The 22,117-nt window shown below is 63.1% G+C and carries 18 protein-coding genes and 1 pseudogene; 14 read left to right on the top strand and 5 right to left on the bottom strand.

Annotated features, from left to right (window positions below; genetic code table 11):
* The first annotated feature begins 194 nt into the window (after window positions 1-194).
* Genes R2R70_RS04730 through R2R70_RS04715 form a run of 4 tightly spaced genes read left to right on the top strand, consistent with a single transcriptional unit; the run spans window position 195 to window position 6,213 of the window.
* Complete coding sequence (locus tag R2R70_RS04730; protein WP_054557186.1) at window positions 195-1,601, top strand: cytochrome ubiquinol oxidase subunit I; 1,407 nt, start codon at window positions 195-197, stop codon at window positions 1,599-1,601.
* 4 nt (window positions 1,602-1,605) lie between these two features.
* Window positions 1,606-2,604 carry a cytochrome d ubiquinol oxidase subunit II gene (gene cydB / locus R2R70_RS04725; RefSeq protein ID WP_410977409.1) on the top strand — a complete coding sequence of 333 codons (999 nt, stop codon included), beginning with the start codon at window positions 1,606-1,608 and terminating at the stop codon, window positions 2,602-2,604.
* Window positions 2,591-4,414, top strand: coding sequence for a thiol reductant ABC exporter subunit CydD (gene cydD / locus R2R70_RS04720; RefSeq protein WP_410977408.1), 1,824 nt, complete (start codon window positions 2,591-2,593; stop codon window positions 4,412-4,414). The genes cydB and cydD overlap by 14 nt, the downstream gene beginning before the upstream one ends.
* Window positions 4,411-6,213 (top strand): amino acid ABC transporter ATP-binding/permease protein, encoded by a 1,803-nt coding sequence (locus tag R2R70_RS04715; protein ID WP_410977407.1) that lies wholly within the window; start codon window positions 4,411-4,413, stop codon window positions 6,211-6,213. Before cydD ends, R2R70_RS04715 begins: the two co-directional genes overlap by 4 nt.
* A 121-nt stretch (window positions 6,214-6,334) precedes the next feature.
* Here R2R70_RS04715 and dkgB read toward each other — a convergent pair whose 3' ends face one another.
* The 4 genes from dkgB to R2R70_RS04695 form a co-directional block, all read right to left on the bottom strand.
* Window positions 6,335-7,141: a 2,5-didehydrogluconate reductase DkgB gene (dkgB, locus tag R2R70_RS04710; RefSeq protein WP_054557189.1), complete on the bottom strand. Its 807-nt coding sequence runs from the start codon at window positions 7,139-7,141 to the stop codon at window positions 6,335-6,337.
* Window positions 7,142-7,298: 157 nt separating this feature from the next.
* Window positions 7,299-8,309, bottom strand: a complete 1,011-nt coding sequence (locus tag R2R70_RS04705) for an alcohol dehydrogenase catalytic domain-containing protein (RefSeq protein WP_410977406.1) — start codon at window positions 8,307-8,309, stop codon at window positions 7,299-7,301.
* A 120-nt stretch (window positions 8,310-8,429) separates the two neighbouring features.
* Window positions 8,430-9,344: a TIGR03571 family LLM class oxidoreductase gene (locus tag R2R70_RS04700; protein WP_410977405.1), complete on the bottom strand. Its 915-nt coding sequence runs from the start codon at window positions 9,342-9,344 to the stop codon at window positions 8,430-8,432.
* A gap of 108 nt (window positions 9,345-9,452) precedes the next feature.
* Window positions 9,453-10,634 (bottom strand): MFS transporter, encoded by a 1,182-nt coding sequence (locus R2R70_RS04695; protein WP_410977404.1) that lies wholly within the window; start codon window positions 10,632-10,634, stop codon window positions 9,453-9,455.
* A 437-nt stretch (window positions 10,635-11,071) separates the two neighbouring features.
* Here R2R70_RS04695 and R2R70_RS04690 point away from each other — a divergent pair, with 437 nt between their 5' ends.
* The 3 genes from R2R70_RS04690 (at window position 11,072) to R2R70_RS04680 (ending at window position 14,287) form a co-directional block, all read left to right on the top strand.
* Window positions 11,072-11,344, top strand: a complete 273-nt coding sequence (locus R2R70_RS04690) for a hypothetical protein (RefSeq protein ID WP_410977403.1) — start codon at window positions 11,072-11,074, stop codon at window positions 11,342-11,344.
* A 74-nt stretch (window positions 11,345-11,418) separates the two neighbouring features.
* Complete coding sequence (locus R2R70_RS04685) at window positions 11,419-12,840, top strand: sodium:solute symporter family protein (RefSeq protein WP_410977570.1); 1,422 nt, start codon at window positions 11,419-11,421, stop codon at window positions 12,838-12,840.
* Window positions 12,841-13,057: 217 nt separating this feature from the next.
* Complete coding sequence (locus R2R70_RS04680; protein WP_410977402.1) at window positions 13,058-14,287, top strand: GGDEF domain-containing protein; 1,230 nt, start codon at window positions 13,058-13,060, stop codon at window positions 14,285-14,287.
* Between the two features lie 63 nt (window positions 14,288-14,350).
* On the opposite strand, the gene R2R70_RS04675 is transcribed toward R2R70_RS04680, so the two are convergent.
* The gene (locus tag R2R70_RS04675; protein ID WP_410977401.1) at window positions 14,351-15,244 is read right to left on the bottom strand and encodes a LysR substrate-binding domain-containing protein; all 894 of its coding nucleotides are present in this window, start codon (window positions 15,242-15,244) and stop codon (window positions 14,351-14,353) included.
* A 289-nt stretch (window positions 15,245-15,533) separates the two neighbouring features.
* On the opposite strand from R2R70_RS04675, the gene R2R70_RS04670 reads away from it, so the two are divergent.
* The 7 genes and pseudogenes from R2R70_RS04670 (at window position 15,534) to R2R70_RS04640 (ending at window position 22,102) form a co-directional block, all read left to right on the top strand.
* Window positions 15,534-16,517 (top strand): DMT family transporter, encoded by a 984-nt coding sequence (locus R2R70_RS04670; protein ID WP_410977400.1) that lies wholly within the window; start codon window positions 15,534-15,536, stop codon window positions 16,515-16,517.
* A gap of 302 nt (window positions 16,518-16,819) precedes the next feature.
* Complete coding sequence (locus tag R2R70_RS04665; RefSeq protein ID WP_410977399.1) at window positions 16,820-17,875, top strand: GlxA family transcriptional regulator; 1,056 nt, start codon at window positions 16,820-16,822, stop codon at window positions 17,873-17,875.
* Between the two features lie 205 nt (window positions 17,876-18,080).
* Window positions 18,081-18,701 (top strand): annotated as a pseudogene (locus tag R2R70_RS04660) (trimeric intracellular cation channel family protein); the annotation flags it as partial.
* 415 nt (window positions 18,702-19,116) lie between these two features.
* Window positions 19,117-19,728: a TetR/AcrR family transcriptional regulator gene (locus R2R70_RS04655; protein WP_107334603.1), complete on the top strand. Its 612-nt coding sequence runs from the start codon at window positions 19,117-19,119 to the stop codon at window positions 19,726-19,728.
* A gap of 208 nt (window positions 19,729-19,936) precedes the next feature.
* Window positions 19,937-20,671, top strand: a complete 735-nt coding sequence (locus R2R70_RS04650) for an SDR family oxidoreductase (protein ID WP_410977398.1) — start codon at window positions 19,937-19,939, stop codon at window positions 20,669-20,671.
* A gap of 39 nt (window positions 20,672-20,710) precedes the next feature.
* Window positions 20,711-21,019, top strand: a complete 309-nt coding sequence (locus R2R70_RS04645) for an EthD family reductase (protein ID WP_107334605.1) — start codon at window positions 20,711-20,713, stop codon at window positions 21,017-21,019.
* Window positions 21,020-21,211: 192 nt separating this feature from the next.
* A complete protein-coding gene (locus tag R2R70_RS04640) occupies window positions 21,212-22,102 on the top strand; it encodes a LysR family transcriptional regulator (protein WP_153635964.1) in 891 nt (296 codons plus the stop codon).
* Window positions 22,103-22,117: the final 15 nt, after the last annotated feature.

Raw genomic sequence — 22,117 nt, 5'->3', positions numbered from 1 at the left:
GCAAAGCGTCATCGTGCACGATAGCCTGGTGTTTTCTATGCTCTTTGGGTCAGCTGGTAGAAAGATGACTGCCATGATCGATGGAGTTTGGTGGTATGCCTTGTCGTCACGGGCCTGACCGTGATATCGCTGCGACTGTGCGTCCCACAACGGGATGAACAGAGTGCAACCCCTGGAGTCCTGAGGAGTCGCCCATGGAACTGGATCCCGTGATCCTGTCACGCATACAGTTCGGATTTGTCGTGTCCTTTCATGCCGTCTTTCCGGTGTTCACCATCGGTCTGGCATCCTATGTGGCCTTGTTGCATGGCCTTTTCTACAAGACAGGCAATGCCGCCTGGGAACGTCTTGCGGCGTTCTGGGTAAAGGTATTCGCCGTGGTCTTCGCGATGGGCGTGGTCTCCGGCATCGTGATGGCCTTCCAGTTCGGCACCAACTGGAGCAACTTCAGTTATGCCACCTCCAACTTCATCGGCCCGATGCTCAGTTATGAGGTGGTGACTGCCTTCTTCCTCGAAGCCGGCTTCCTCGGCGTGCTGTTGTTCGGGCGTGGCAAGGTGCCGGAAGGCGTCCACCTGTTCGCGGCACTGATGGTGTCATTGGGCACCTTCATCTCCTCCTTCTGGATCCTGTCCTCCAACAGCTGGATGCAGACACCGGCGGGCGTCGACTTCATTGATGGCCACTTCTTCGTGAATGACTGGAGCGCGGCCATCTTCAATGCCTCCTTCCCATATCGCTTCACGCATATGGCGATCGCCTCGTTCTTGACCGGCGGCTTCGTGGTGGCTGGGGTCAGTGCCTGGTATCTGCTGATCGGGCGTGATGTCGAGGCCAACAAGCGCGCGCTGTCCATGTGCATGTGGCTGCTGCTGGTGCTGGCGCCGGCGCAGGCGGTGGTGGGTGACATGCACGGCATCAACACGCTGGAGCATCAGCCGACCAAGGTGGCGGCGATGGAAGGCAACTGGGAAACCCAGTCGGGCGCGCCCTTGCTGCTGTTCGCCTGGCCGGACAAGGAAGCCCAGATGAACCACTTCGAGATCGCGATCCCGAAGCTGGCCAGCCTGATCCTGACCCATGACCCCGATGGCGTGGTGCCGGGCCTCAAGGAGGTCGAGCCCGACATGCAGCCGCCGGTGTGGTTCGTGTTCTGGTCGTTCCGCGTGATGGTGGCGGTGGGGCTGGTGATGATCGCGGTGGCGTTCATCGGCCTGTTCCTGCGTCGCGATGGCAAGCTCTATCGCTCGCGCCCCTTCCTGCAGACGCTGCGCCTGATGTCGATCGCGCCATTCTTCGCCGTGCTGGCCGGGTGGTTCGTCACCGAGGCCGGGCGCTCACCGTGGCTGGTCTACGAGATGATGACCCAGCAGGAGGCTGTCACGCCGTCACTGACCGGCTGGATGGTGCTGGCCACGCTGATCGGCTACTTCCTGGTCTATCTGGTGGTCTTCGTGACCGGCAGCTACTACCTGACGCGCGTCATCCGTGGCGGCATGCAGCCTGAGCTGCCGCATGACGATGTCGAAACCGCGATGCGCCCGCTGTCTGCCGCGCACGAGAGTCTCGATGATGATGCCAGCCGTACGGTAAGGAGTTGAGCACATGGAACTGATCAATCTGACCATGATCTGGGCGCTGATCATCGGCTTCGGCATCATGATGTACATCCTGATGGATGGCTTCGATCTCGGGGTCGGCATCCTCTATCCCTTCGCCCCCAATGAACACGCTCGTGACGTGATGATGAATTCGGTCGCACCGGTCTGGGACGGCAATGAAACCTGGCTGGTGCTGGGCGGGGCCGGCTTGCTGGCGGCGTTTCCGGCGGTGTACTCCATTCTGCTGCCGGCGTTGTATCTGGGGGTCTTCCTGATGCTGGCCGGGCTGATCTTCCGCGGGATCGCCTTCGAGTTCCGCTTCAAGTCCACGCGCAATCGGCATTGGTGGAACGTCGCCTTCAGTGGTGGCTCCTACGTGGCGACCTTCTGTCAGGGCGTGGTGGTCGGGGCCTATATCCAGGGCTTTGCCACCGAAGGTCATATCTATGTCGGCGGTGCCTTTGACTGGCTGACCCCCTTCACGGTGATTACCGGGCTCGCGCTGGTGGCGGGCTACGCTCTGCTGGGCGCCACCTGGACCATTCTCAAGAGTGAAGGCGAGGTTCAGGCCTGGGCCTATCGCATCACGCCCAAGTTGCTGATTGCCGTGCTGGTCGGCTTCGGGGTCATCAGCCTCTACACGCCGTTCGTCGATGAATACGTGCGCGAGCGCTGGTTCAATCATATCGGCATGTTCTGGGTCTTCCCGGTGTTGGCACTGTGCTGTGCGGCCTTCATCTGGCGTGCCGTCAGCAAGCGTCTGGAGGGCCAGCCGTTCGTCGCGACCCTGGGGCTGTTCCTGTTTACCTATCTGGGGCTGATCTTCAGCAAGTGGCCGTATCTGGTGCCGCCGGACATCACCATCTGGGATGCAGCGTCAGACCCGGGCGCGCAGCTGTTCCTGCTGATCGGCGTACTGTTCGTGATTCCCATCGTGCTGGGCTATACCGCCTGGAGCTACTGGGTCTTCCGCGGCAAGGTGCAGGACGGTGGCTATCACTGATCTCACGCAGGGGGCCGCGCAGAACGCCCCGGCCAGCGCTGCTGGCAATGACACGGCGCGCGCCAGCGTCAGCGACGCCAGTGTCACTGGTAAGGAGCGCGACAAGGCCAGACGCAAGGCCGCCGGCAAGTGGCTCACCCAACAGGCGACGCGCGAGCGTCGCCTGTTGGGTATGGCGGCGCTGTGCGGCGCCTTGGCGGGGCTGGCAACGGTTGCGCAACTGGTACTGCTGGCCTGGCTGGTCACTCAAGTGATCGAGCAGCCCGAGGCGTTGGCTCGCCTGTGGTGGCCGTTTGGCGGCCTGGTGGCGCTGCTGGCAGTGCGCGCCTTGCTGGGTGCCGCGCAGGAGCTATGCGCCCAGAAGGCCAGTCAGCGCCTGCGCCAGCGGGTGCGTCGAGAGGTGCTGGATCACCTGCAGGCACTGGGCCCGGTGCGCGCGGCGCAGTTTCATGGCGCCGATGTGGCCCAGCGCTGGGTCGAGCAGGTCGAGGCGCTGGAAGGCTACTTCGCGCGTTTCTACGTCCAGCTGCGCCTGGTGTTGATCAGCCCGCTGGTGATTCTGGCCATCGTGGTCAGTCAGGACTGGCTGGCGGCGATTCTGCTCGCACTGACCGCGCCGCTGATTCCGCTGTTCATGGCGCTGGTCGGCATGGGGGCCGAGTCGCTCAATCGCGAGCAGTTCGTCGCGGTCGCGCGCCTGTCGCGCCACTTCGTCGATCGCGTCCGCGGGATCACCACGCTGCGGCTGTTCGGCCTTGGCGAGCAGGCCACGCGTGAGGTCACGCTGGTCGCCGATGATTATCGTCGCCGCAGTCTGCGCACGCTGCGCCTCGCCTTCCTCTCATCAGCGGTACTGGAGTTCTTCTCGTCGGTGTCGATCGCGGTGGTCGCGATCTATATCGGCTTCGGTCTGCTGGGCGACATTCCCTTCGGGCCCGCCCAGTCGCTGACCCTGTTCAGCGGGCTACTGATCCTGCTGCTGGCGCCGGAGTTCTTCCAGCCGCTGCGCACCCTGTCTCAGCACTATCATGATCGCGCCTCGGCCTTGGCCGCCGCGGACTCGCTGCTGGAGCTGCTTGATACGCCCATCGCGTCGGCGCGTCAGGCCTCCACGACGGCGACGGATAGTGTCTCGCTGCCCGGCGATGTGATGTTGCAGCTGGAGGCCGTCACGCTGACGCATCCCGGGCGGGGCAGGGTGCTTGGCCCGCTGGATCTCACCTTGAAGGCCCACGAGGTGCTGGTGATCAGCGGCCCGTCCGGGGCCGGCAAGTCATCGCTGTTGCAACTGATGGCGGGATTCGTGGCACCCGATGAAGGCCAATGCCTACGCCGAGATACCACTGGCCTTGCCTGGATGGATCAACGCCCGCTGCTGATGCAGGGCAGTCTGGCCGACAACCTGCGCATCACCGCGCCAGACGCCAGTGACGATGATATCGCGCAGGCGCTGACGCGCGCCGGCCTCGCCGAGGTGCTGGCCGCCTTGCCGCAGGGCATCGACAGCCCGTTGGGTGAAGGCGGGCGTGGGCTGTCCGGCGGCCAGGCTCAGCGTCTGGCGCTGGCGCGGGTCTTCTTGAGCGATGCGCCGCTGGTGTTGCTCGACGAGCCGACCGCCAGTCTGGACGCCGACACCGAACAGCGCCTGATCGCCGGCTTCCAGGCGTTGGCCGAAGAAGGCCGTACGCTGGTCATCGCCACCCACCATCCGGCCTTGAGGGCCATGGCGACGCGTCAGCTGTGCCTGACCCGCGATGGGGTCGTTGGCACCATTGGAGAGACACAGGATGCTGGGGAGGGCGCATCATGATCGAACCCGCTCGCACTCTCGGTCCTGGCTCCACTCCCTCGACGCGCGAGGCACTGGCCACGCTGGCGCCCTGGTGGCGGGTGCATGAGCGCTACCGTCGTCGCTTGCTGCTGGGCGTGGTGCTGATGATGATGACCGCGCTGTCGGCACTCGGGCTGCTGGCGGTCTCGGGGTGGTTCATCACGGCATCGGCATTGACGGGGGCGGCGCTGGCTGCCGGTGCCGTCGCCGTGCTGGATGTCTACACGCCGGGCAGCGCGATTCGCCTGTTTGCCGTCTCGCGCACCGTCTCGCGCTATCTGGAGCGTCTCTACAATCACGACACCATCCTGCGGCTGCTGGCCAGCCTGCGCGGCAGTGCCTTTGCCTCGCTGGTCAGCATGGACCCCGCGCGGCTGGCATCCCGGCGTTCCAGTGACTGGCTCAATCGTCTGACCGCGGATATCGACACCCTCGATGCGCTCTATCTGCGTCTGGCGGCGCCTCCGGTGATGGCCTTGCTGCTGATTGTGGCGCTGCTTGGCATCACCCTGGTGTGGCTACCGGGCGCGACGCCGTGGCTGGCGCTCTTGCTGTTGACTGGCTGGGCGTGGCTGACACTTGGACAGGCACGCTGGGGGCTGGTGGCCAGCCGTCGGCGTGTGACCACTCTGGAGACATTGCGCTCAAGCCTGATGGAGGCGCTGCGCGGGCATGCCGAACTCGAGGCCTACGCGGCGCTTGGCCATGTGCGTGAGCAGCTTGAGACGGTGGAAGCGCGTATGCTGGCAGACCAATGGCGGCTGGCGGTCATCAGTGCCGTCGGCAATGCGCTGGCCGCGCTGGTGATCGGACTTGCCTGGTTGCTGTTGCTGGCGATGGGCATGCTCGCCCTGCGTGATGGCCAGCTCAGCGGCCCGATGCTGGTGATGCTGCCGCTTGCGGCGATGGCGCTGGGCGAGGGGCTGGCGGGGCTACCGGCGGCCTTCAGTCAGGCCGGGGCGACGCTTGGCGCCGCGGAGCGCCTCAACGATATCGAGCACGCCGCGGGTGTCGTGCACGGTGATGCTCGCCTGTCAGCAGGGCCGATCAGCGTCTCGCTGGAGCAGGTCAGCTACCGCTACCCGGGCGCCTTGTTCGAGGCATTTTCAAACGTCTCGCTCACTGTCGAAGCCGGTGAGCAGGTCGCGATCTGTGGCGCCTCCGGCGCTGGCAAATCGACGCTGGCGGCGCTGCTGACCGGGCAGACCAGCTTGGCCTTCCGCGGCCTGCAGAGCAGACGCAATGAACAGCAGGGCGGGGGCACTGAAGAGAAGCGAGGTGAAGAGCAGAGCGGGCGAGTGTTGCTCAATGGCCGTGAGGTGCATCACTACGCGCCGCTGGCGATTGCCGATGGCGTCGGCTGCCTCACCCAGCGGGTCGATCTGTTCGATGCCAGTCTGGCTGACAACCTGCGATTGGGGGCCGCCGACGCCGATGATGCCGCGCTATGGCGGGTGATGGCCGCAGTGGATCTCGCCGACTGGGTCGCGAGTCTGCCGCAGGGGCTGGCGACACGCGTCGGCGAGGGCGGTCGTCAGGTGTCGGGTGGTCAGGCCCGGCGCATCAGTCTGGCGCGCCTGGCGTTGACCAACCCCGGCCTTGTGCTGCTGGATGAGCCCTTCTCGGGGCTGGATGCCACGACGGCGCAACGCGTCGCGCAGGGCCTTGCTGACTGGCTGGCGGGCCGGACGGTGATCTATCTGCTGCATGAGCATGATCTCGTGGCGCCACGCCCCGGCACCGAGGCCGTGACTCGGGTGTGGTGGCTGGATCGCTGAGCATCCATCGGGATCAAATCACGGCAGGGTAGAAATGCGAAGAGCCTCCCGGGCAGGGTGCCCGGGAGGCTTTCTTGTCACTGGACCAGCCGATCAGGCTCAGTCAGCTGGGCTCAGTCAATCAGTCCCAGTCGGGCGCGATATCCGGGTTGGCGATACGCTCGCCGCGGTCCAGCTCTGCGATCTTGGCCATGTCCTCGCCGGTCAGCGTCAGCGAGAAGGCCTCGATGTTGCTGCGGATGTTCTTGGGCTTGGTGGAGGACGGGAAGGTCACGATGTCCTGCATCTTCAGCCACGCCAGGGCGATCTGCGCCGGGCTGACACCATGGCGGTCCGCGATGATCTTGAGGGTCTCGTCATCCATCACCTTGCCGACGGCCAGCGGCATGAAGGCGCTGACCTCGAGCCCCAGCTCCTGACACTTGTCGAGCACCTTGCGGTTCTGCAGGAAGGGATGCACCTCGACCTGGTTGGTCAGCAGCTCATCACGCCCCAGAATGCCGACGGCGCGTTCCATCTGCTCGCAGGTGAAGTTGGAGATGCCGATATGACGCGTCTTCTCCTCGGCCTTCATCTTGGCGAGCGCTGGCAGGTAGTCCTCCATGGCGACTTCGTCATTGGGTGACGGCCAGTGGATCAACAGCAGGTCGACGTAGTCCATCTGGAGCTTCTCGAGGCTTTCCTCGACGCTCTTCTCAAGATCACCGGGCTGGAGGCGGTCGTACCAGATCTTGGTGGTGACGAACAGCTCGCTGCGCGGGATGCCGCTGTCGGCGAGCACCTGTCCCACTTCGGCTTCGTTGCCGTAGAACTGGGCGGTATCGAAATGACGATAACCGGCGTCCAGCGCCGCCTTCATGCTCTCACGCAGGGTGTCGCCTTCCAGACGGAAGGTGCCAAAGCCGGGGTTCGGTAGGGTAGTCGACATGCGGTAACTCCTGTTGACGTTCCCGCCGGGTGCGGCGGGGACGTTTCCATGTGTTGTGTCGTGTTTACTGGGGCTGTGAAACTGGCGCGACAATGGCGTGTCTACGCATCAGTCATGTGCCGGTTGCGCAACAATCCTGCGCCGCCCACCATGCGCCTCATTCATTGGCCGTGATCACGAATTTCAGGGCGCGACGCTCACCACTCTTCAGTTCGGCGAGGCAGGCCGGCAGCGCCGTGAACGGCTCGATGCAGGGCGCCGGCTGGTTCATGGAGCCATCGGCGATCGCTTCGAGCAGACCTTCCCCCGCCTCGACCAGGCGTGCCCAGTCCTCGTCGTCACCCGCCCAGTGCAGCGCACCCAGTGCAACTTCGTGCTGCGAGATGGCGCGATCGAAGGCCGGCGCGGCCGCCTGCTCCAGACGGTCCTGAATGCAGACGATGTGGCCATTGGCCCCCAGATGGCGGGTCATCTTGTGGGCGTGATCACCATTGACGGTATCGATCACGGCGAAGGCCGGCGCGTCCAGTTGCTCGGCGTCTGCAAGCGTCTCGTCGGCGCCCAGCGCCTTGAGGTCCGCGTGGCGCTTCTCGGAGGCAACGCCAATGACGTGGAAGTTGCGCTGTCTGGCCAGCTGGATCAACCAGCGGCCCACACTGCCGGAGGCGCCGGTGATCAGCAGGCGTCGGCCGGCCTTGATGGGCAGCTTGTCGATGGCAAGCCAGGCGGTCAGCGCCGGGCAGGGAAAGGCGGCGGCGTCATTGAAGCCCAGGGTGACGGGCAGACGCATCACGGCGCGCGCCGGTACACGCAGGCGTTTGCTGAAGGTGCCCGGCCCCGCCAGGGTGGTGTGGACCGCGATGCGATCGCCCGGCGATACGTGGCGGACATTGGCACCGCAGGCGATCACCTCGCCGGAGGCATCGACGCCGGGAATCTGGCCGGTTTGCCACAGCTCGTTGTCCATTGCCATGAACTTCCAGTCGACGGGATTGAGGCCGATGGCACGCGTGGCGACCAGTACCTCGTCGTCTCCCGGGGCGCCGATGTCCACCTCTGACTGCTCGAGCGCCTCAGGCTCGCCCGGGCCTTGCCATACCCAGGCGGGTGCCCGGGTGGCGCTGTGACTGATGTCTTGCTGGGTGGTGGTCTCTGTGGAATCTGACATGGGATCTCCTTGCAGCGTGAACGGTGAATCCTTTCCGCCATGGCGGGGGCAGGTCGCGCGACCCGCCCGGCTTGCCAGTGCGCTCAGCCAGCCGGGCAGATCAGTGCAACCCTTGCGCCCTCATGAGAAGTGCGGCAGCACCTCACGGCCCAGTTCCTCGAGGGTTTCCGTGAGCGGGCGGCGATTGCGACGCAGGTGGAAGCCGATGTGATTCACCCCGGCATCCTGCATGGCCGACAGTTCTTCCATGAGGGCAAGGCGGCCACTCGACAACCCGAAGCGATGACGACGCACCGGGGCGTGCGGATCTTCTTCCAGATTGAGGTGGATGAAACTGACGTAGGGTTTGTCACCGGCGACCTGACGCCAGAGCGCCACGCGACGGATGTGATCCTCCGGCGTGCCCGGGTAGGCCAGCCAGCCGTCCATCTCGCGACCGATCCACTCGGGGGGCTGCTGGGAGAGCCCGGCACTCAACAGCGGCGGACGCGTCGCGGCAGGCAGGATGGCCTGACCTTCGCTCAGGGCGTCGTCCGCCTGGCCCTTGATGACATCCACCGCGTGACGGAAGGCGGCACCACGGGTCGCGAACTCCTCGCCGAACAGCGGGTATTCCGCCGGTCGGTCGCCACTGGCGACGCCCAGCAGCAGGCGGTCTTCGCTCAGGGCCTGCACGCTGGCGGCGGCCTTTCTCACCAGCCACGGCTGGCGCAGCGGCAGCACCGCGGCGGCGGTACCCAGCAGCAGGTTGTCGGTGTGACTGGCCAGATAGCCCAGGTAGGTGAACAGCTCGAAGACCTGACCGGTGTCGCCGAAGGCGGGGTCGAAAAGCGGCACGTCACGCAACCAGGCGGCGCGGAAGCCGAGCCTGTCGACCTGGCCGATCAGCTCGGCATGGGTGCGCATGTCAGGCACGCCGAAGGGCGTGGAGGGGGCTCTGTCAGTGCGGACCCAGTCATTGTCGAGGGGCAGTTCGACGCCCAGGGTCAGGGGGCCTTGAGTGAGGCGATCCAGCGGGCGGGTCGGGGAGATCATGATGGACTCCTTCAGCAAGCAGGTGGGTAGACGACGGTGCCCCCGAGCCAGCAGGCTGAGCTGTCGGAATCGGGGGCACGTCGTGATGGCGGGAGGCTTCGCGGCGGATCAGGCGGTCGCGATGGAAGACGCGTGACGCTTGTCGAGGCGACCGGCCAGCAGGGTCAGCAGCAGGGCAGCGGTGACGATCAGCGCGCCGATCCAGGCGGTGTCGGTCAGTGCCATCTCGGAGACCACCTGGCCACCGACGATGGAGCCCAGCGCGATGCCGATGTTGAAGGCGGCGATGTTGAGGCCGGAGGCCACATCAACGGCCTGCGGCACGAAGCGTTCGGCCTGCTGCACGACGTAGACCTGCAGGCCCGGCACGTTGCCGAAGGCGAAGGCACCCCAGATCAGGATGGTGATCACGGCAGTGATCGGGTTGGCGGCAGTGAAGGTCAGCACGCCGAGGATGACGATCAGGCCACCGAAGATCAGGGTCAGGGCGCGAATCGGGCCCATGCGGTCGGCCAGCTTGCCGCCCTGGATGTTGCCGATGGCGACCGAGACACCGTAGACCAGCATGATCAGACTGATGGCGCCTTCATTGAAGCCACTGACGTCCTGCAGCAGCGGGGCCAGATAGGTGAAGGCCGTGAAGGTGCCGCCGTAGCCGAGAATGGTGATCAGGTAGACCAGCAGCAGGCGCGGATGGGTCAGAACCTTGAGCTGTTGGGCGAAGGTGGCCGGTACGCTCTTCTTGAGATTGTTGGGCACCAGGATGGCGCTGCCGATCAATGCCAGCACGCCGAGGACCGAGACCACGAGGAAGGTGGCGCGCCAGCCGAAGTGCTGACCGATCCAGGTGCCCAGCGGCACGCCGGTGACCAGAGCCACGGTCAGGCCGGTGAACATGATGGCGATCGCACTGGCTTCCTTGTCCTTGCTCACCAGGCTTGTCGCGATGGTGGAGCCGATGGAGAAGAAGACCCCGTGGGCCAGGCCAGTCAGGATGCGCGCCGTGATCAGCGAGCTATAGCTGGGTGCCTGCCAGGCCAGCAGGTTGCCGGCGATGAACAGTGCCATCAGGGCCAGCAGTACCAGCTTGCGATTGAAGCGGCCGGTCATGGCGGTCAACACGGGGGCGCCGATGGCGACACCGACGGCATACAGGCTGACCAGCAGGCCAGCGGAAGGCAGAGAGACGCTCAGGTCCTGAGCGATGGTGGGTACCAGTCCGACGATCACGAACTCGGTGGTCCCGATGGCAAAGGCGCTCAATGTCAGCGCCAGCAGGGCAAGGGGCATGGCAGTTCTCCATCAGCAATGGGTGGGTCTTGGATGCTGTGCAGTCTGCCGTGAGTTACCTTTGTGATAAATGCACGAAATGATGAAAGACTTTTGCAGTTTTCGTAAATATTCCCGATGACGACGTCCTTTCCCCCCATCCTTGCAGCGCCTGTCTCTGTCTCTGTCAGCTTGTGTCTCCATCTCGATCTCATGCCAGATGGCGCCACAGGGTGACTCAACAGCGTGATTCAATAGGGGGACTCGACAGCGCGACTCTACCGGGTGACTCAACAGCGGGATTCACCAGGGTGACTCCACAGGGCAGGGCACAGCGGCTACACTGCACGCCGAGAATTTTCATTCACTCCCTGTTCACATCGGAGATCGTCTTGGCCGCGCCTGACACCCCGTCTTCCTCTCAGCCTGATGCCCGGACTGCAGAGACTCCCTGTTCCTTGCCGCGCCTCGTCGTGCCCTCGACCTGGCGGGGCTGGAGCCTGCTGGTGATCTTCCTGCTGCTGGTCGTGATGGGTATCTGGCCGGTGATCGGCTGGATCAATCAGCAGACCCTGTTGTGGGGCATGCCGTCCTTGATCATCTGGAGTTACCTGATCATCTTCGCCTCCAGTGGCGCCATGTTGCTGGGCAATTGCCTGTTGCGCCGTCGCCACGGCGCAGACCCGCTGTCGAAAGCGTCCGCTGGCGAAAGAGACGGAGGCACCGCGTGATCGATCCGCATGCCTTTTCGTCCGTGCATGACAGCGTGCCCTTGCTGGTCACCCTGGGGTATGTCGTCGTCGCCATGGCCATCGGTCTCGGCGCGCGGGGCGGCCGACGCATGGACACGCTGGAGCAGTGGGGGGTCGCCGGGCGCTCGATGGGGCCCGTGACGCTCTATCTGTTGATCGCCGCCGGCAGCGTCAGTGCCTACACCTTCATGGGCGCGCCGGGCTGGGCCTACAGCAAGGGCGTGCCGGTGTTCTATGTCGCCATCTATCTGGCCTATCTGGCGCTGGTGGCCTGGTACTTCGGCCCCAAGGTGTGGAAGTTCGGCGAGCAGTTCGGGCATGTCACCCAGGCAAGCGCGATCGCGGACCGCTATCAGAGCCCTCTGCTGGGGGCGCTGTCGGCGCTGGTGATGTCGATTGCCTCCATCGCCTATGCAGTCCTGCAGACCATCGGCTCGGCCTATATCCTGCTGGTGATGAGCGGCGGGCGCATTCCGCTCTGGGCTGGCGTGTTGCTGGTGCTCAGCGCGATCGCCGTCTATCTGTTCGTCAGCGGCCAGCGCGCCATCGGGCGTACCAATGCCTTCCAGGGCGTGCTGATGCTGGTCGTTGCCTGGGTGATCGGCCTGTGGGCGGCCTATCTCTCCACCGGCGAATGGGGCTTCAGTGGCGTGTTCACGCGTCTTGAGGCCAGTCATCCGGAGTATCTGCGTCTGCCCGGCGCCGGCGGCGACATGAGCTTCAGCTTCTGGACTACCTCGATCATCGTCTCGATGCTGTCCTTCATGCCGCCGGTATGGACCCAATGGATGAGCGCCGCCTCCGCCGGTACCATCCGCCGCAGTGCCAGCTGGCTGCCGACCTACTATGTGGTGATCCTGCCGCTGGTGGTGGTCGGCTTCATCGGCATCTACAGTCTGCCGGAGCTTGAGCGCGCCGACACCGTGGTGCTCGAATACGCGATGGCCAACATGCCGGTCTGGCTGGTGGGCCTGTTGGGCGCGGGCACGTTGGCGGCCTCGATGTCCTCCAGCGAGCCCTTCATTCACTCGGTGGCCCTGAGCCTGAGTCGTGATGTGATGCAGCCAGGCCTCAAGCTTGATGACCAACGCGCTGGCAAGCTGGCGCGCTGGCTGATCTTCCCGGTGATGTTCCTGGTCGTGGCACCCCTGGCGATCTGGGAGCCGGGCAATCTGGTGATGATCCTCTTGATCGGACTGGGCTTTGCCTCTCAGGTCTTGCCGGCATTTCTGGGCATGTTCTTCTGGCCGCGTGCCTCGGCGGCAGGTGTCATCAGCGGCATCAGTGCCGGCTTCGTGGTCACGGTGCTGTTTACCGTCGTATGGCCGCATCCGCTGGGCCTGCATGCCGGTTTCTGGGGGCTGATGCTCAACTTGCCGGTCTTCGTGCTGGTGTCATTGCTGACCCGGCCGGTGGATGAGGCGGTGACGTTGCGCTTCTTCCGCATCGCCGCCCCCTGGAGTCTCAAGCGCTGAGATTGCGCAGGGAAGATCGCGAGCGGAGTGATGTCGGGGACATCACTCCGCTCTGATAATCGAGCGTTTGGCTCTACCAAACAGTTGTCTGAAATTTGGACAAGCGTTTGACAAGCTTGTGAACGATTGTCACGTTTGCGCCCGAGCGCTTATTGATCCGTGTCGCCTTGTATAGAGTGAGATCATTGATTGGCTGTCCTCAAGGGAGGGGACGTGAATGAATGATCTGATGGTGCAGGTGGACAGACAGATACAGCGTGAGGGCGTTCTGGGAGTGCATTTCCCGGCCGAGATAGAAGCGCGCTTCGAGCACGATATCCATGTCGCGCGCAGTCACAAGCTTGCCTGCATGGGCGCGGTGGCGATCAGTATCTATGTGCTGTTTCTGCTCAATGACTGGCGCTTTCGCCCAGACCACATGCTGGAGGCCATCGTCATTCGCGTCGGGGTCATGACGCCCATCGCCCTGATCTGCATCTACATGCTCAAGCGGGGTGTCTCGCCGGTATTGCGTGAGATGTTGATGACTGCGCTGGTGTGCTTCGCGATGATCTTCACGGCCCTCTTGATCCAGTTGTCAGTCTCGCCACATTCCTTCCTCGACCTGTTCGCACTCGGGCTTATCGTGCTGGTGGGCAATGTCCTGTTTCAGCTGCGCTTCTGGTATGCCCTGTGCTCTTCGGCCTTCCATTTCGGCGTGATGCTGTATCTCGTCAATGCTCATCCTGCGCCCTATGCCTCGGCGGGTTTCATGGCGTTGATGGTGTTCCTGTCCATCACGCTGTTTTCGATCATTTCCAATCTGCGCAGCGAAAAGGCCGAGCGCCTTTCCTACCTGCTGTTGCTGCGTGAGCAGCTCAGGGTCGAGGAGTTCACCGAGAAGAATGAAGAGTTCCGACGCCTGGCCTCGATCGACCCCTTGACCGAAGTCTATAACCGGCGCCACTTCGACAGCCTCGTGAGTTCGCTGCTCGGCAAGCAACTCGACAGCCGGCTTCAATACGGTGTGGCCATGATCGATGTCGACCATTTCAAGGCCTACAACGACCACTACGGCCACGTGAAAGGGGACCTGTGCCTCAAGCGTATCGCGACGGCAATCTTTGAAAGCGTGCACCCCGATGTCGATATCGTGGCGCGTTTCGGGGGTGAGGAGTTCGTGGTACTGCTGCCATCCTGTACACCGCAACAGGCATTGGCGCGCGCAGAAGAGATTCGCCGCCATGTTCGCGACCTGGCGCTACCGCATGCGGGGAGTTCACGCCATGGCATCGCCACCATCAGCATCGGGGTCTCTGCCGCCGGCACCGGTCAGGGCTGCAGCTTCGAGACCATCCTCAAGCAGGCGGATGAGGCGCTTTATCGTGCCAAGGCCTCGGGACGAGATCGCTGCGAACTGTTTGCTCAGCAGGATCAGCAGGCGCTGGGCCGAGCCTTCGCCGGCTAGCGTCGTGGTGTCGCCGTGGTGGTGTCGTGGAGTCTGAGACGAGAGCCCAAGGGGGGCGTGCGCTCACGTCTCGTGTGACAGCCCCAGCTGCTGGCGAAGCCACGGCAGCATGATCTGTTCTGCCTGATGCGCCCGTGCGCCGGGGTAGACCAGATAGAATCCCTGCCCCTGATCCGGCAGGCCACACAGGGTGACCAGTTGCCCCTTCGCGATGCCTTCCGCCGCCATCAGGCGCGGTGTCAGCGCGATACCCTGATCCGCCAGAGCGGCATCGATCGCGAGACTAGTGTGATTGACCCAGAGGCGATCGGCCTTCTCCAGGCCCGAGAAGTGCGCCGCAAAGGTATGCCACCCCTGATGGCTGTCCTCGATCAATACGCACCCGCGCATATCGAGCCTATCCAGTCGCTCGCCCAGCTGTTCCCGATAGCCGGGACTGCAGACGGCGATACGCTCGAGCCCCGTCAACCATATCGCCTTGAGTCCGGCGTCATGCTGGCCATAGCCTTGGCGGATGGCGAGATCGATCCCGTCCTGATGCAGATTCGAAAGTCCCTCGCTTGCGTGTACCCGCAGTTGCCATTCGGGATGTGCGTGGCGAAAGCTTGCCAGCCGAGGCATCAGCCATTTGGCGGCAAAGGAGGGTGGTACGCTCAATGACAGGGTGGTGTCAGCGGGGTCATGGCTGGCATCTCGCACGGCCTTGTCGATGTTGCCCAGCGCCAGGGCGATCTGCTCATGGAAGCGCTGGCCTGCGTGAGTCAATGCCAGACCACGCGGGAGACGATGGAAAAGCTTTATCCCAAGCTGTGTTTCCAGCTCGCGTACACGCTGCGCTACGGCGCTCTGGGTGAGCGATAGCTCTTGCGCCGCGCGGCGAAAGTTGAGATGGCGCGCTGCTGCATCAAAGGCCGGCAGCGCGCCCAGGCGCAGTTTCGTGGTCAGGTTCTTGCTCATATTCAGGCTCATGTAAGGGGCATGCTCATGCTCAGAGCCATGGGCGCTTGGCCGGCGGGGGCGACGATACCCCTCCGGCGCCAGCACGCTATCTGAGCGGGAAGCCGACGCACCGCGTGTGAAGCCATATGGCACAAGAGTGAAGATTTTCTACAGGGTAATGCAAATAATGCCCGCTTGTCGCGACGCGGAGCACAGCCGAACATGGCGCTATCGACCTCACATGACGCTATCGCTAAGGGCGCCATGTGGTTGGCTCCCCAAGTATCCTCGCCACAAGGAGTTCTTCATGCCTCGCTCACGATTCTCGGCACATCTTGCCTTTCTGGCGCTCGGTACCATCTGGGGCAGCAACTTCCTGTTCATGAAATGGGCGGCGGAGTGGATCACCCCGGGTCAGGTGACCCTGCTGCGTGTCGTGGCAGGCTTCATCCCCTTAGCCCTCTATGCTGTCTGCCAGGGCGTTCTGCACCGGACGCACTGGCGCCATCTGCACCACTTCGTTGTCATGGCCCTGCTGGCGACAGCTCTGTACTACCTGGCATTCGCCTATGGCAGTTCGGTATTGCTTTCGAGTGTCGCGGGCATGCTCAGCGGCGCCATCCCGCTCTTCACCTTCGTGGCGGCGGCATTGTTTCTGCGCAACGAGCCGATCAATGCACGTTCGATCACCGCCACCTTGCTCGGCATCATCGGTATCGCGCTGATTGCCCGCCCATGGCAGGGGCTGCAGGCGGATGTCTCGCTGGCGGGCGTGGCCGCCATGCTCGGCGGCGCGATGTGTGTCGGCTTGTCATTCGTCTATGCCAAGCGCTTCGTGATGCCGTTGGAGATTCCTTCGCTGGCCCTGGCTACCTATCAGACGGGGATAGCCACTCTGCTGCTGCTCGCCGTCATCGACCTTGAGGGTATCCTGGCGCTGAGCAACGACGGTGTTGCTTTGACCGGGCTGGTAATCGGCCTCGGGGTGTTGGGAACCGGCGTAGCCTATGTGCTTTATTACTTCATCGTCGGCGAACTTGGTGCCATCAAGGCCTCTGGCGTGACCTACCTGCCCCCCGTGGTCGCCGTCATCATCGGTGTGCTGCTGATAGGGGAGCCCATCCGCGGACTCGACCTGCTGGCAATAGCGATCATTCTGGTGGGCGTCATCCTGTTGCAATCCGCGCGTCAGAAGCAGGAGGTTGCGACTCCCAAGGCAGACGACAACGAGACTGAACAGGTATTGCCTCGCTCAGGCGGCCTCGAAATCTCGAATCACTCGGCGCGATGATCAACACTGGGGATCGCGACTGAGGCCGCAGCAGAGAAGCACGACTGAGCATCGCAACTGTAGCTCGTGATAGTGATGGGGAATGATCGAACGCCTGATGCTGCACCCTGCCTGTGAGCGGGGTGCAGCATCATGTTTCATCCGGTATGACCTGTCTCAACTCTGTGCCACTTACCTCCCGTGCCTGACACGGGTAAGGTTGAGGCAAATGGCCACAAGTTGATGAAATTTGCCTCATGTCTGAACCGCAGCCCGACCCCTCTGGATCCTCTGGGCTTTCAGAACAGCCCGCGCCATCCCGCATGCCTCCTCTAGCGACGGCATCGGAGCCCCTCTCTGCGCCGTATCCGCGCCCGGATTCACCGCCGCTGCTGGCACCGGGGGCCGCCGAGCACACGCTGAATGTCTGGTTGGTGCCGCGCTTCTCGATGTTGACGTTGTTCTGCCTGCTGGAACCGCTAAGGGTCGCCAATCGCTTCGGACGGTCTCTGTTCGCCTGGCGTCTGCTGTCCAGTGATGGCGAGGCTGTCGTGGCCAGCAATGGCGTGCGCATCGATGTCGATGGTGCCTTGTCGTCTCTGGTCAATGACACGCAGTCGGGTGGCCAGAGTGGGGCGCAGACGCGCTTGATGGTGGTGTCATCCTACGGGCCGGAAGTCAGCGTCGGCAGCCTGGCGCGTGGCGTGATTCGTCATCTGGCAGCCCACGGCGCCTGGTTGGGAGGCTTGGATACCGCCCCCTTCATTCTGGCGCGCGCCGGGGTGCTCGCCGGTCATCGGGTCGCCCTGCACTGGGAGAGCGTGCCGGCCTTTCGCGAGGAATTTCCTCAACTCGAGATCAGTCAGGCCGACTATGAATGGCAGGGCGAGCGGCTGACGGGGTCTGGCGGCGCGGCCAGTATCGACATGATGCTGGCGTGGATCGAGTTTCTGTACGGACCGTCGCTGGCGGACGCCGTCGGGCGGCAGCTGGTGCATCAGCGCGGGCATATGGCGTCGCCTGCTACTGTCAGCGCTCGAGACGATTCGCTGCCACGCAGTGTGGTCAAGGCGCTGGCCGTGATGGAGGCCAATCTTGCCCAGGTGCTGACGATCCCCGACATCTGCCGTCTGGTCGGCCAATCCCAGCGCCAGTTGACGCGCCTGTTCATGGCTCACTTCGAGGAAGCGCCCAAGCAGCGCTATCTCGGCATGCGCCTGGATCATGCGCGGTGTGTATTGGCCGACAGCAGTCGCAGCGTTTCCCAGGCGGCCCTCGGCGTCGGATTCACGCATCTGGCGCACTTCTCGCGTGCCTATCGCCAACGATTCGGTGAGCCGCCCAGCGCGACCGCTCGCCGTGGTCAGGCCACGCCCTGAGGCGGGTCATTGTCCTCCGCCCCTCAAGGAGGCGCGGATGGTGCCAAGGGCGCAAAAAGAGCCGCAAAAGGGAGTATGATCGCGCCGCTGAGCCGAAACGCCATCGCAGCAGACGACTTGGCAGAAGAGGCCATCACGGTTCGCGACAAGCATACACGCCATTGTTTCATGCGCACGCCAGCGCACTGCAGGAGGCTTCACGAGAATGAACTGGATAACCTGGCTCGACCTGGCCGGTGTGATGATCTTTGCCCTGACCGGTGTCGTCGTGGCGTGCCGTTCACGCATGGACCCGATCGGCATGCTGGTGCTGGGCGCGGTGACCGCTATCGGGGGCGGTACGCTGCGCGATCTCGTGCTGGGAATCGGCCCGGTGTTCTGGGTCGAGCAGCCGATCTATCTGTGGGTCATCCTGTTGACGGTAATGGTGGCGACGCTCGGCTTTCATTATATCCATCGCCTGACGCGGGTTTTCCTGCCGGTGACCGATGCCTTCGGGTTGGCGCTGTTTACGGTATTGGGCGCGCACAAGGCGCGCATGCTGGGCGTGGATGGCATCGTGGCCGTCTTGATGGGCACCATGAGCGGCGTGGCGGGTGGCATGATCCGTGATGTGCTCGCGCGCCGTGTGCCGATGGTGCTGCGTCAGGAAATCTACGCCTCGGCGTCGCTGGCGGGTGGCATTCTCTATATCGCGCTTCTCGAGGCGGGCGTTGGCCTGGCGTGGGCCACCGGTGCTGCCATCTTGCTGATACTGGCGATTCGCCTGCCGGCGATCTATTGGCATCTGACCTTGCCGACCTTTGCCTGGGTGATCATCCCGCCACCCCCGCTGGCTTCGCAAGACAGTGGCCAGAGGCATGATCAGGCCCCGTCGCGGGCAGCGGGCATGGACGGGGAGAGTCGCGAGGGCGTGCACGCCGCCCCAGATGGCATACCTCGTCAGCGCTCGGAATTCGCGACGACGCTGGGCGGCTCGATCGGTGCCAGCGATGTCTCGCCCTCGGGTCAGCTGGAGACACCACCGGCGCCTCCGTCATTGCCGCGGCGCACCCCCAAGGCGCGGGTCAGGATGCTGCGCCCCGGCGAACGCCGCCGTAGTGGGCTCTAGGCGTCATCTTATGCAGGCCATGGTTGACGACGGCGTCGCCTGGATAGCGTTTCTTACCATCTGGTACAATAGCGATATAAGACGCGCATGACCTGATAGTCAGGTGAATGCCTAGAGAGGAGTCATTGAGATGGCCGGTGGACGCAAGCGCGAGTTTGACGAGCACATCGCCTTGCAGCGGGCGATGGAAGTGTTCTGGCGAAAGGGCTATACCGCTGCATCGCTGTCCGACCTGACCCAAGAGATGGGGATCAACAAGACCAGCATGTACAGCGCCTTTGGCAACAAGGAGGCGCTATTCATGAAGGCGGCACGCCATTATCTCGAGACGGAAATGCATGCGCACTTCGCACACCTTCGGACACCTGATGCCACGTTGGGCAAGCGTCTGCATGACTACATGTGCTCGGTAGTGAGGATGCAGGCGGCAACGTCACAGCCGCGGGGCTGCCTCCTGGTGCTGTGTCAGTCAGAGGTCGCGGCTGGCGATCTGCCACAGGAAGCACAGGCCCTGCTGGAGAGTGAGGACCATATGGCGCGCGAGATGTTCGCGACGCTGTTCGCTCATGATCCCGAGTCCATTGCGCTGGGGCTCAATACCTCGGCGGATGCCAATGCGCTCACTGTCTATTCCGTTCTGAAGGGAACTGCCGCAATGGCGCGATCCGGTGTGCCAGCGGATGAGCTTGAAGCCGTCATCGTTACGACACTGCGTGGCATCGGGCTCGTGACGCTGCGCTGATTCACTCTGCGTATTGATATCGTCCCACAAGGGCTCTCTCAGGAGGGCCCTTGGCGTTTCTGAAAGGTCATCTGCTCATCAGGTATCGGGAGTCGGGGAAGATGAAGGCCTATGCATTGCAATAACGTACCGATCGGTTTAGGGTTTATTTCATACCGACCGGTAAGAAATTCCGTCGGTCGAACTTCCCCGATTCAGGAGACATGACATGAGCTATTCCCTCGCAGGCAAGGTGGCATTGGTGACCGGTGCCAACCGCGGTATCGGCAAGGCGATCGTAGAGGCATTCTTCGACAACGGTGTCGCCAAGATCTATCTGGCCGTGCGTAATCCTGAGAACACGCAAGAACTTCAGCAACAGTACGGCGACAAGGTGGTGGCATTGCCGGTGGATGTCACCGATGAAGCCTCTGTCAAGGCATTGGCGGAACAGACACGTGATGTCGAGATACTGGTCAACAATGCTGGCGTGATGAATCTGGTATCACCCTTGGACGAAGGTGCCGAGTCTGCTCTGCAGCAGGAATTCAACGTCAATGTCTTTGGCCTGCTGCGTACCGCACAAGCCTTTGCTCCGGTTCTAGAAGCCAACAAGGGCACGTTGGTACAGCTCAACTCCATCGCTTCCATCAAGACCTTCGGAGATATGACCACCTACAGTGCCTCCAAGGCGGCCAGCTACTCCGTGACCCAGGGCCTCAGGGAGAAGCTTGGCGAGAAGGGCGTGAGCGTGCTGAGTGTCCACCCGGGGCCGATCGCCACCGATATGGGCAAGAATGCCGGCTTTGATGATGCGCCGGGCGCGGAAACTGTCGCGGCAGGTATCATCGAGGCGCTGAAGGCAGGCGATTTCCACCTCTTCCCGGACCCGATGGCCAAGCAGTTGGAAGCGGCTTACCAGAGCTATGCCGATGACATCATTCTGAGTGAGATGTCAGTCTGATATTGGCTTCCCCCTGCTCGCCTCGTGGAGGGCGTCTTGATGATTCAGGTAAATGTGCTGTATCCCAATGGTCCCCAGGCCAGCTTCGACTTTGGTTATTATCGCGAGACACATCTGCCCCTGGTGGCTGAGTTGCTGGGCGATGTGCTCAAGGACACCGGGGTTGTGCGCGGAGTGAGTGGCGGGGCGCAGAATGAGTCGGCGCCGTATATCGCGATAGGCTCACTCCAATTTGCATCAGTCGAGGACTTTCAGGCGGCCTTTGCGCCGCATGCCGAAAGGATTCTGGCTGATCTGCCCAACTTCACGAATACTGAGCCGGTCATTCAGGTAAGTGACATGTTGTAAGCGATTGCGAGACGTCACTGCATGCGCAAGACGGCCTGCCTTTCCTGCATGGATCGGCAGGCCGTTTCGGTATGGAGGCCGTGACCCGAGCGGCAAGCAATATTGCAACAGCGATCATGAAGCGCATCATTATTGTGATTTCTGCAAAGATGCATGGGACCATGCATCTTGCACTTTCAAGGAGATCACAGCATGCGCAGCCGTTCGGATGACCTCGAGTTGCTACTGGCCGTGGTGGATAGCGGGGGCTTCAGCGCCGCCGCCAATCGGTTGAACATTCCGGTGGCCAAGGTATCTCGGGCCATCCAGCGCCTGGAGGGTGAGCTGGAAACGCCGCTGTTGAATCGCACCACACGCAGCGTGGCGCTGACCGATGAGGGGCGCGGTTTCGTCGAGCGCGTGCGCGAAGGCTTGTTGCTGCTCGGCAGTGCCGAAGAGGCCCTGTTGCAGCAGCGCGATCAGCCCAGCGGGAGGCTGCGTGTCGATGCCGCGAGCCCCTTCGTGCTGCATCAGCTGGTACCGCTGGTCGCGGAGTTCTCGCGCAGCTATCCCGGCATCGCGCTGGAGCTGTCAGCGGCCGATGACATCATCAACCTGCTGGAACAGCGTACCGATGTGGCCATCCGCATCGGCGAGCTGGATGACTCCACGCTGCACGCCAAGGTGCTGGGGCGCTCCACGCTGCATCTGGTCGCAAGCCCCGCCTATCTGGCCGAGCATGGTGTGCCGTCCAGTGTTGCCGCGCTGCAGACCCATCAGCTGCTGGGGTTCCTGCCCCCCAGTCGTCTCAATCGCTGGCCGCTCAAGGGTTCCGCACAGGGCTTTGACACGACACCTCATCTGCCGACCACCAGTGGCGAAGTCATGCGTCAGCTGTGTCTGGCGGGGCATGGTATCGCGCTTATCTCGCGCTTCATGCTGGGCAATGACCTCAAGACCGGCGCTCTGGTGGAAGTGTTGCCCGGCCAGATCCAGAGTCCCAATCCCCGCGAGCAGATCCAGGCGGTCTATTACCGCAATAGTACGCTGTCGCCGCGCATCAGCGCCTTCGTCGAGTTTCTCGCCACCCGCCTGACGCTGTGAGTGGCTGATGTCTGG

This window comes from Cobetia sp. SIMBA_158 (genome assembly GCF_046566945.1).
Classification (GTDB): Bacteria; Pseudomonadota; Gammaproteobacteria; order Pseudomonadales; family Halomonadaceae; genus Cobetia; species Cobetia amphilecti.
This window is presented reverse-complemented; position numbering and strand designations above follow the sequence as displayed.

Coding starts and splice junctions, on each gene's coding strand:
- R2R70_RS04730 (WP_054557186.1), top strand. CDS start 195: ATGGAACTGGATCCCGTGATCCTGTCACGCATACAGTTCGGATTTGTC.
- cydB (WP_410977409.1), top strand. CDS start 1,606: ATGGAACTGATCAATCTGACCATGATCTGGGCGCTGATCATCGGCTTC.
- R2R70_RS04715 (WP_410977407.1), top strand. CDS start 4,411: ATGATCGAACCCGCTCGCACTCTCGGTCCTGGCTCCACTCCCTCGACG.
- dkgB (WP_054557189.1), bottom strand. CDS start 7,141: ATGTCGACTACCCTACCGAACCCCGGCTTTGGCACCTTCCGTCTGGAA.
- R2R70_RS04705 (WP_410977406.1), bottom strand. CDS start 8,309: ATGTCAGATTCCACAGAGACCACCACCCAGCAAGACATCAGTCACAGC.
- R2R70_RS04700 (WP_410977405.1), bottom strand. CDS start 9,344: ATGATCTCCCCGACCCGCCCGCTGGATCGCCTCACTCAAGGCCCCCTG.
- R2R70_RS04695 (WP_410977404.1), bottom strand. CDS start 10,634: ATGCCCCTTGCCCTGCTGGCGCTGACATTGAGCGCCTTTGCCATCGGG.
- R2R70_RS04685 (WP_410977570.1), top strand. CDS start 11,419: ATGGCCATCGGTCTCGGCGCGCGGGGCGGCCGACGCATGGACACGCTG.
- R2R70_RS04680 (WP_410977402.1), top strand. CDS start 13,058: ATGAATGATCTGATGGTGCAGGTGGACAGACAGATACAGCGTGAGGGC.
- R2R70_RS04675 (WP_410977401.1), bottom strand. CDS start 15,244: ATGAGCAAGAACCTGACCACGAAACTGCGCCTGGGCGCGCTGCCGGCC.
- R2R70_RS04670 (WP_410977400.1), top strand. CDS start 15,534: ATGCCTCGCTCACGATTCTCGGCACATCTTGCCTTTCTGGCGCTCGGT.
- R2R70_RS04665 (WP_410977399.1), top strand. CDS start 16,820: ATGCCTCCTCTAGCGACGGCATCGGAGCCCCTCTCTGCGCCGTATCCG.
- R2R70_RS04655 (WP_107334603.1), top strand. CDS start 19,117: ATGGCCGGTGGACGCAAGCGCGAGTTTGACGAGCACATCGCCTTGCAG.
- R2R70_RS04650 (WP_410977398.1), top strand. CDS start 19,937: ATGAGCTATTCCCTCGCAGGCAAGGTGGCATTGGTGACCGGTGCCAAC.
- R2R70_RS04645 (WP_107334605.1), top strand. CDS start 20,711: ATGATTCAGGTAAATGTGCTGTATCCCAATGGTCCCCAGGCCAGCTTC.
- R2R70_RS04640 (WP_153635964.1), top strand. CDS start 21,212: ATGCGCAGCCGTTCGGATGACCTCGAGTTGCTACTGGCCGTGGTGGAT.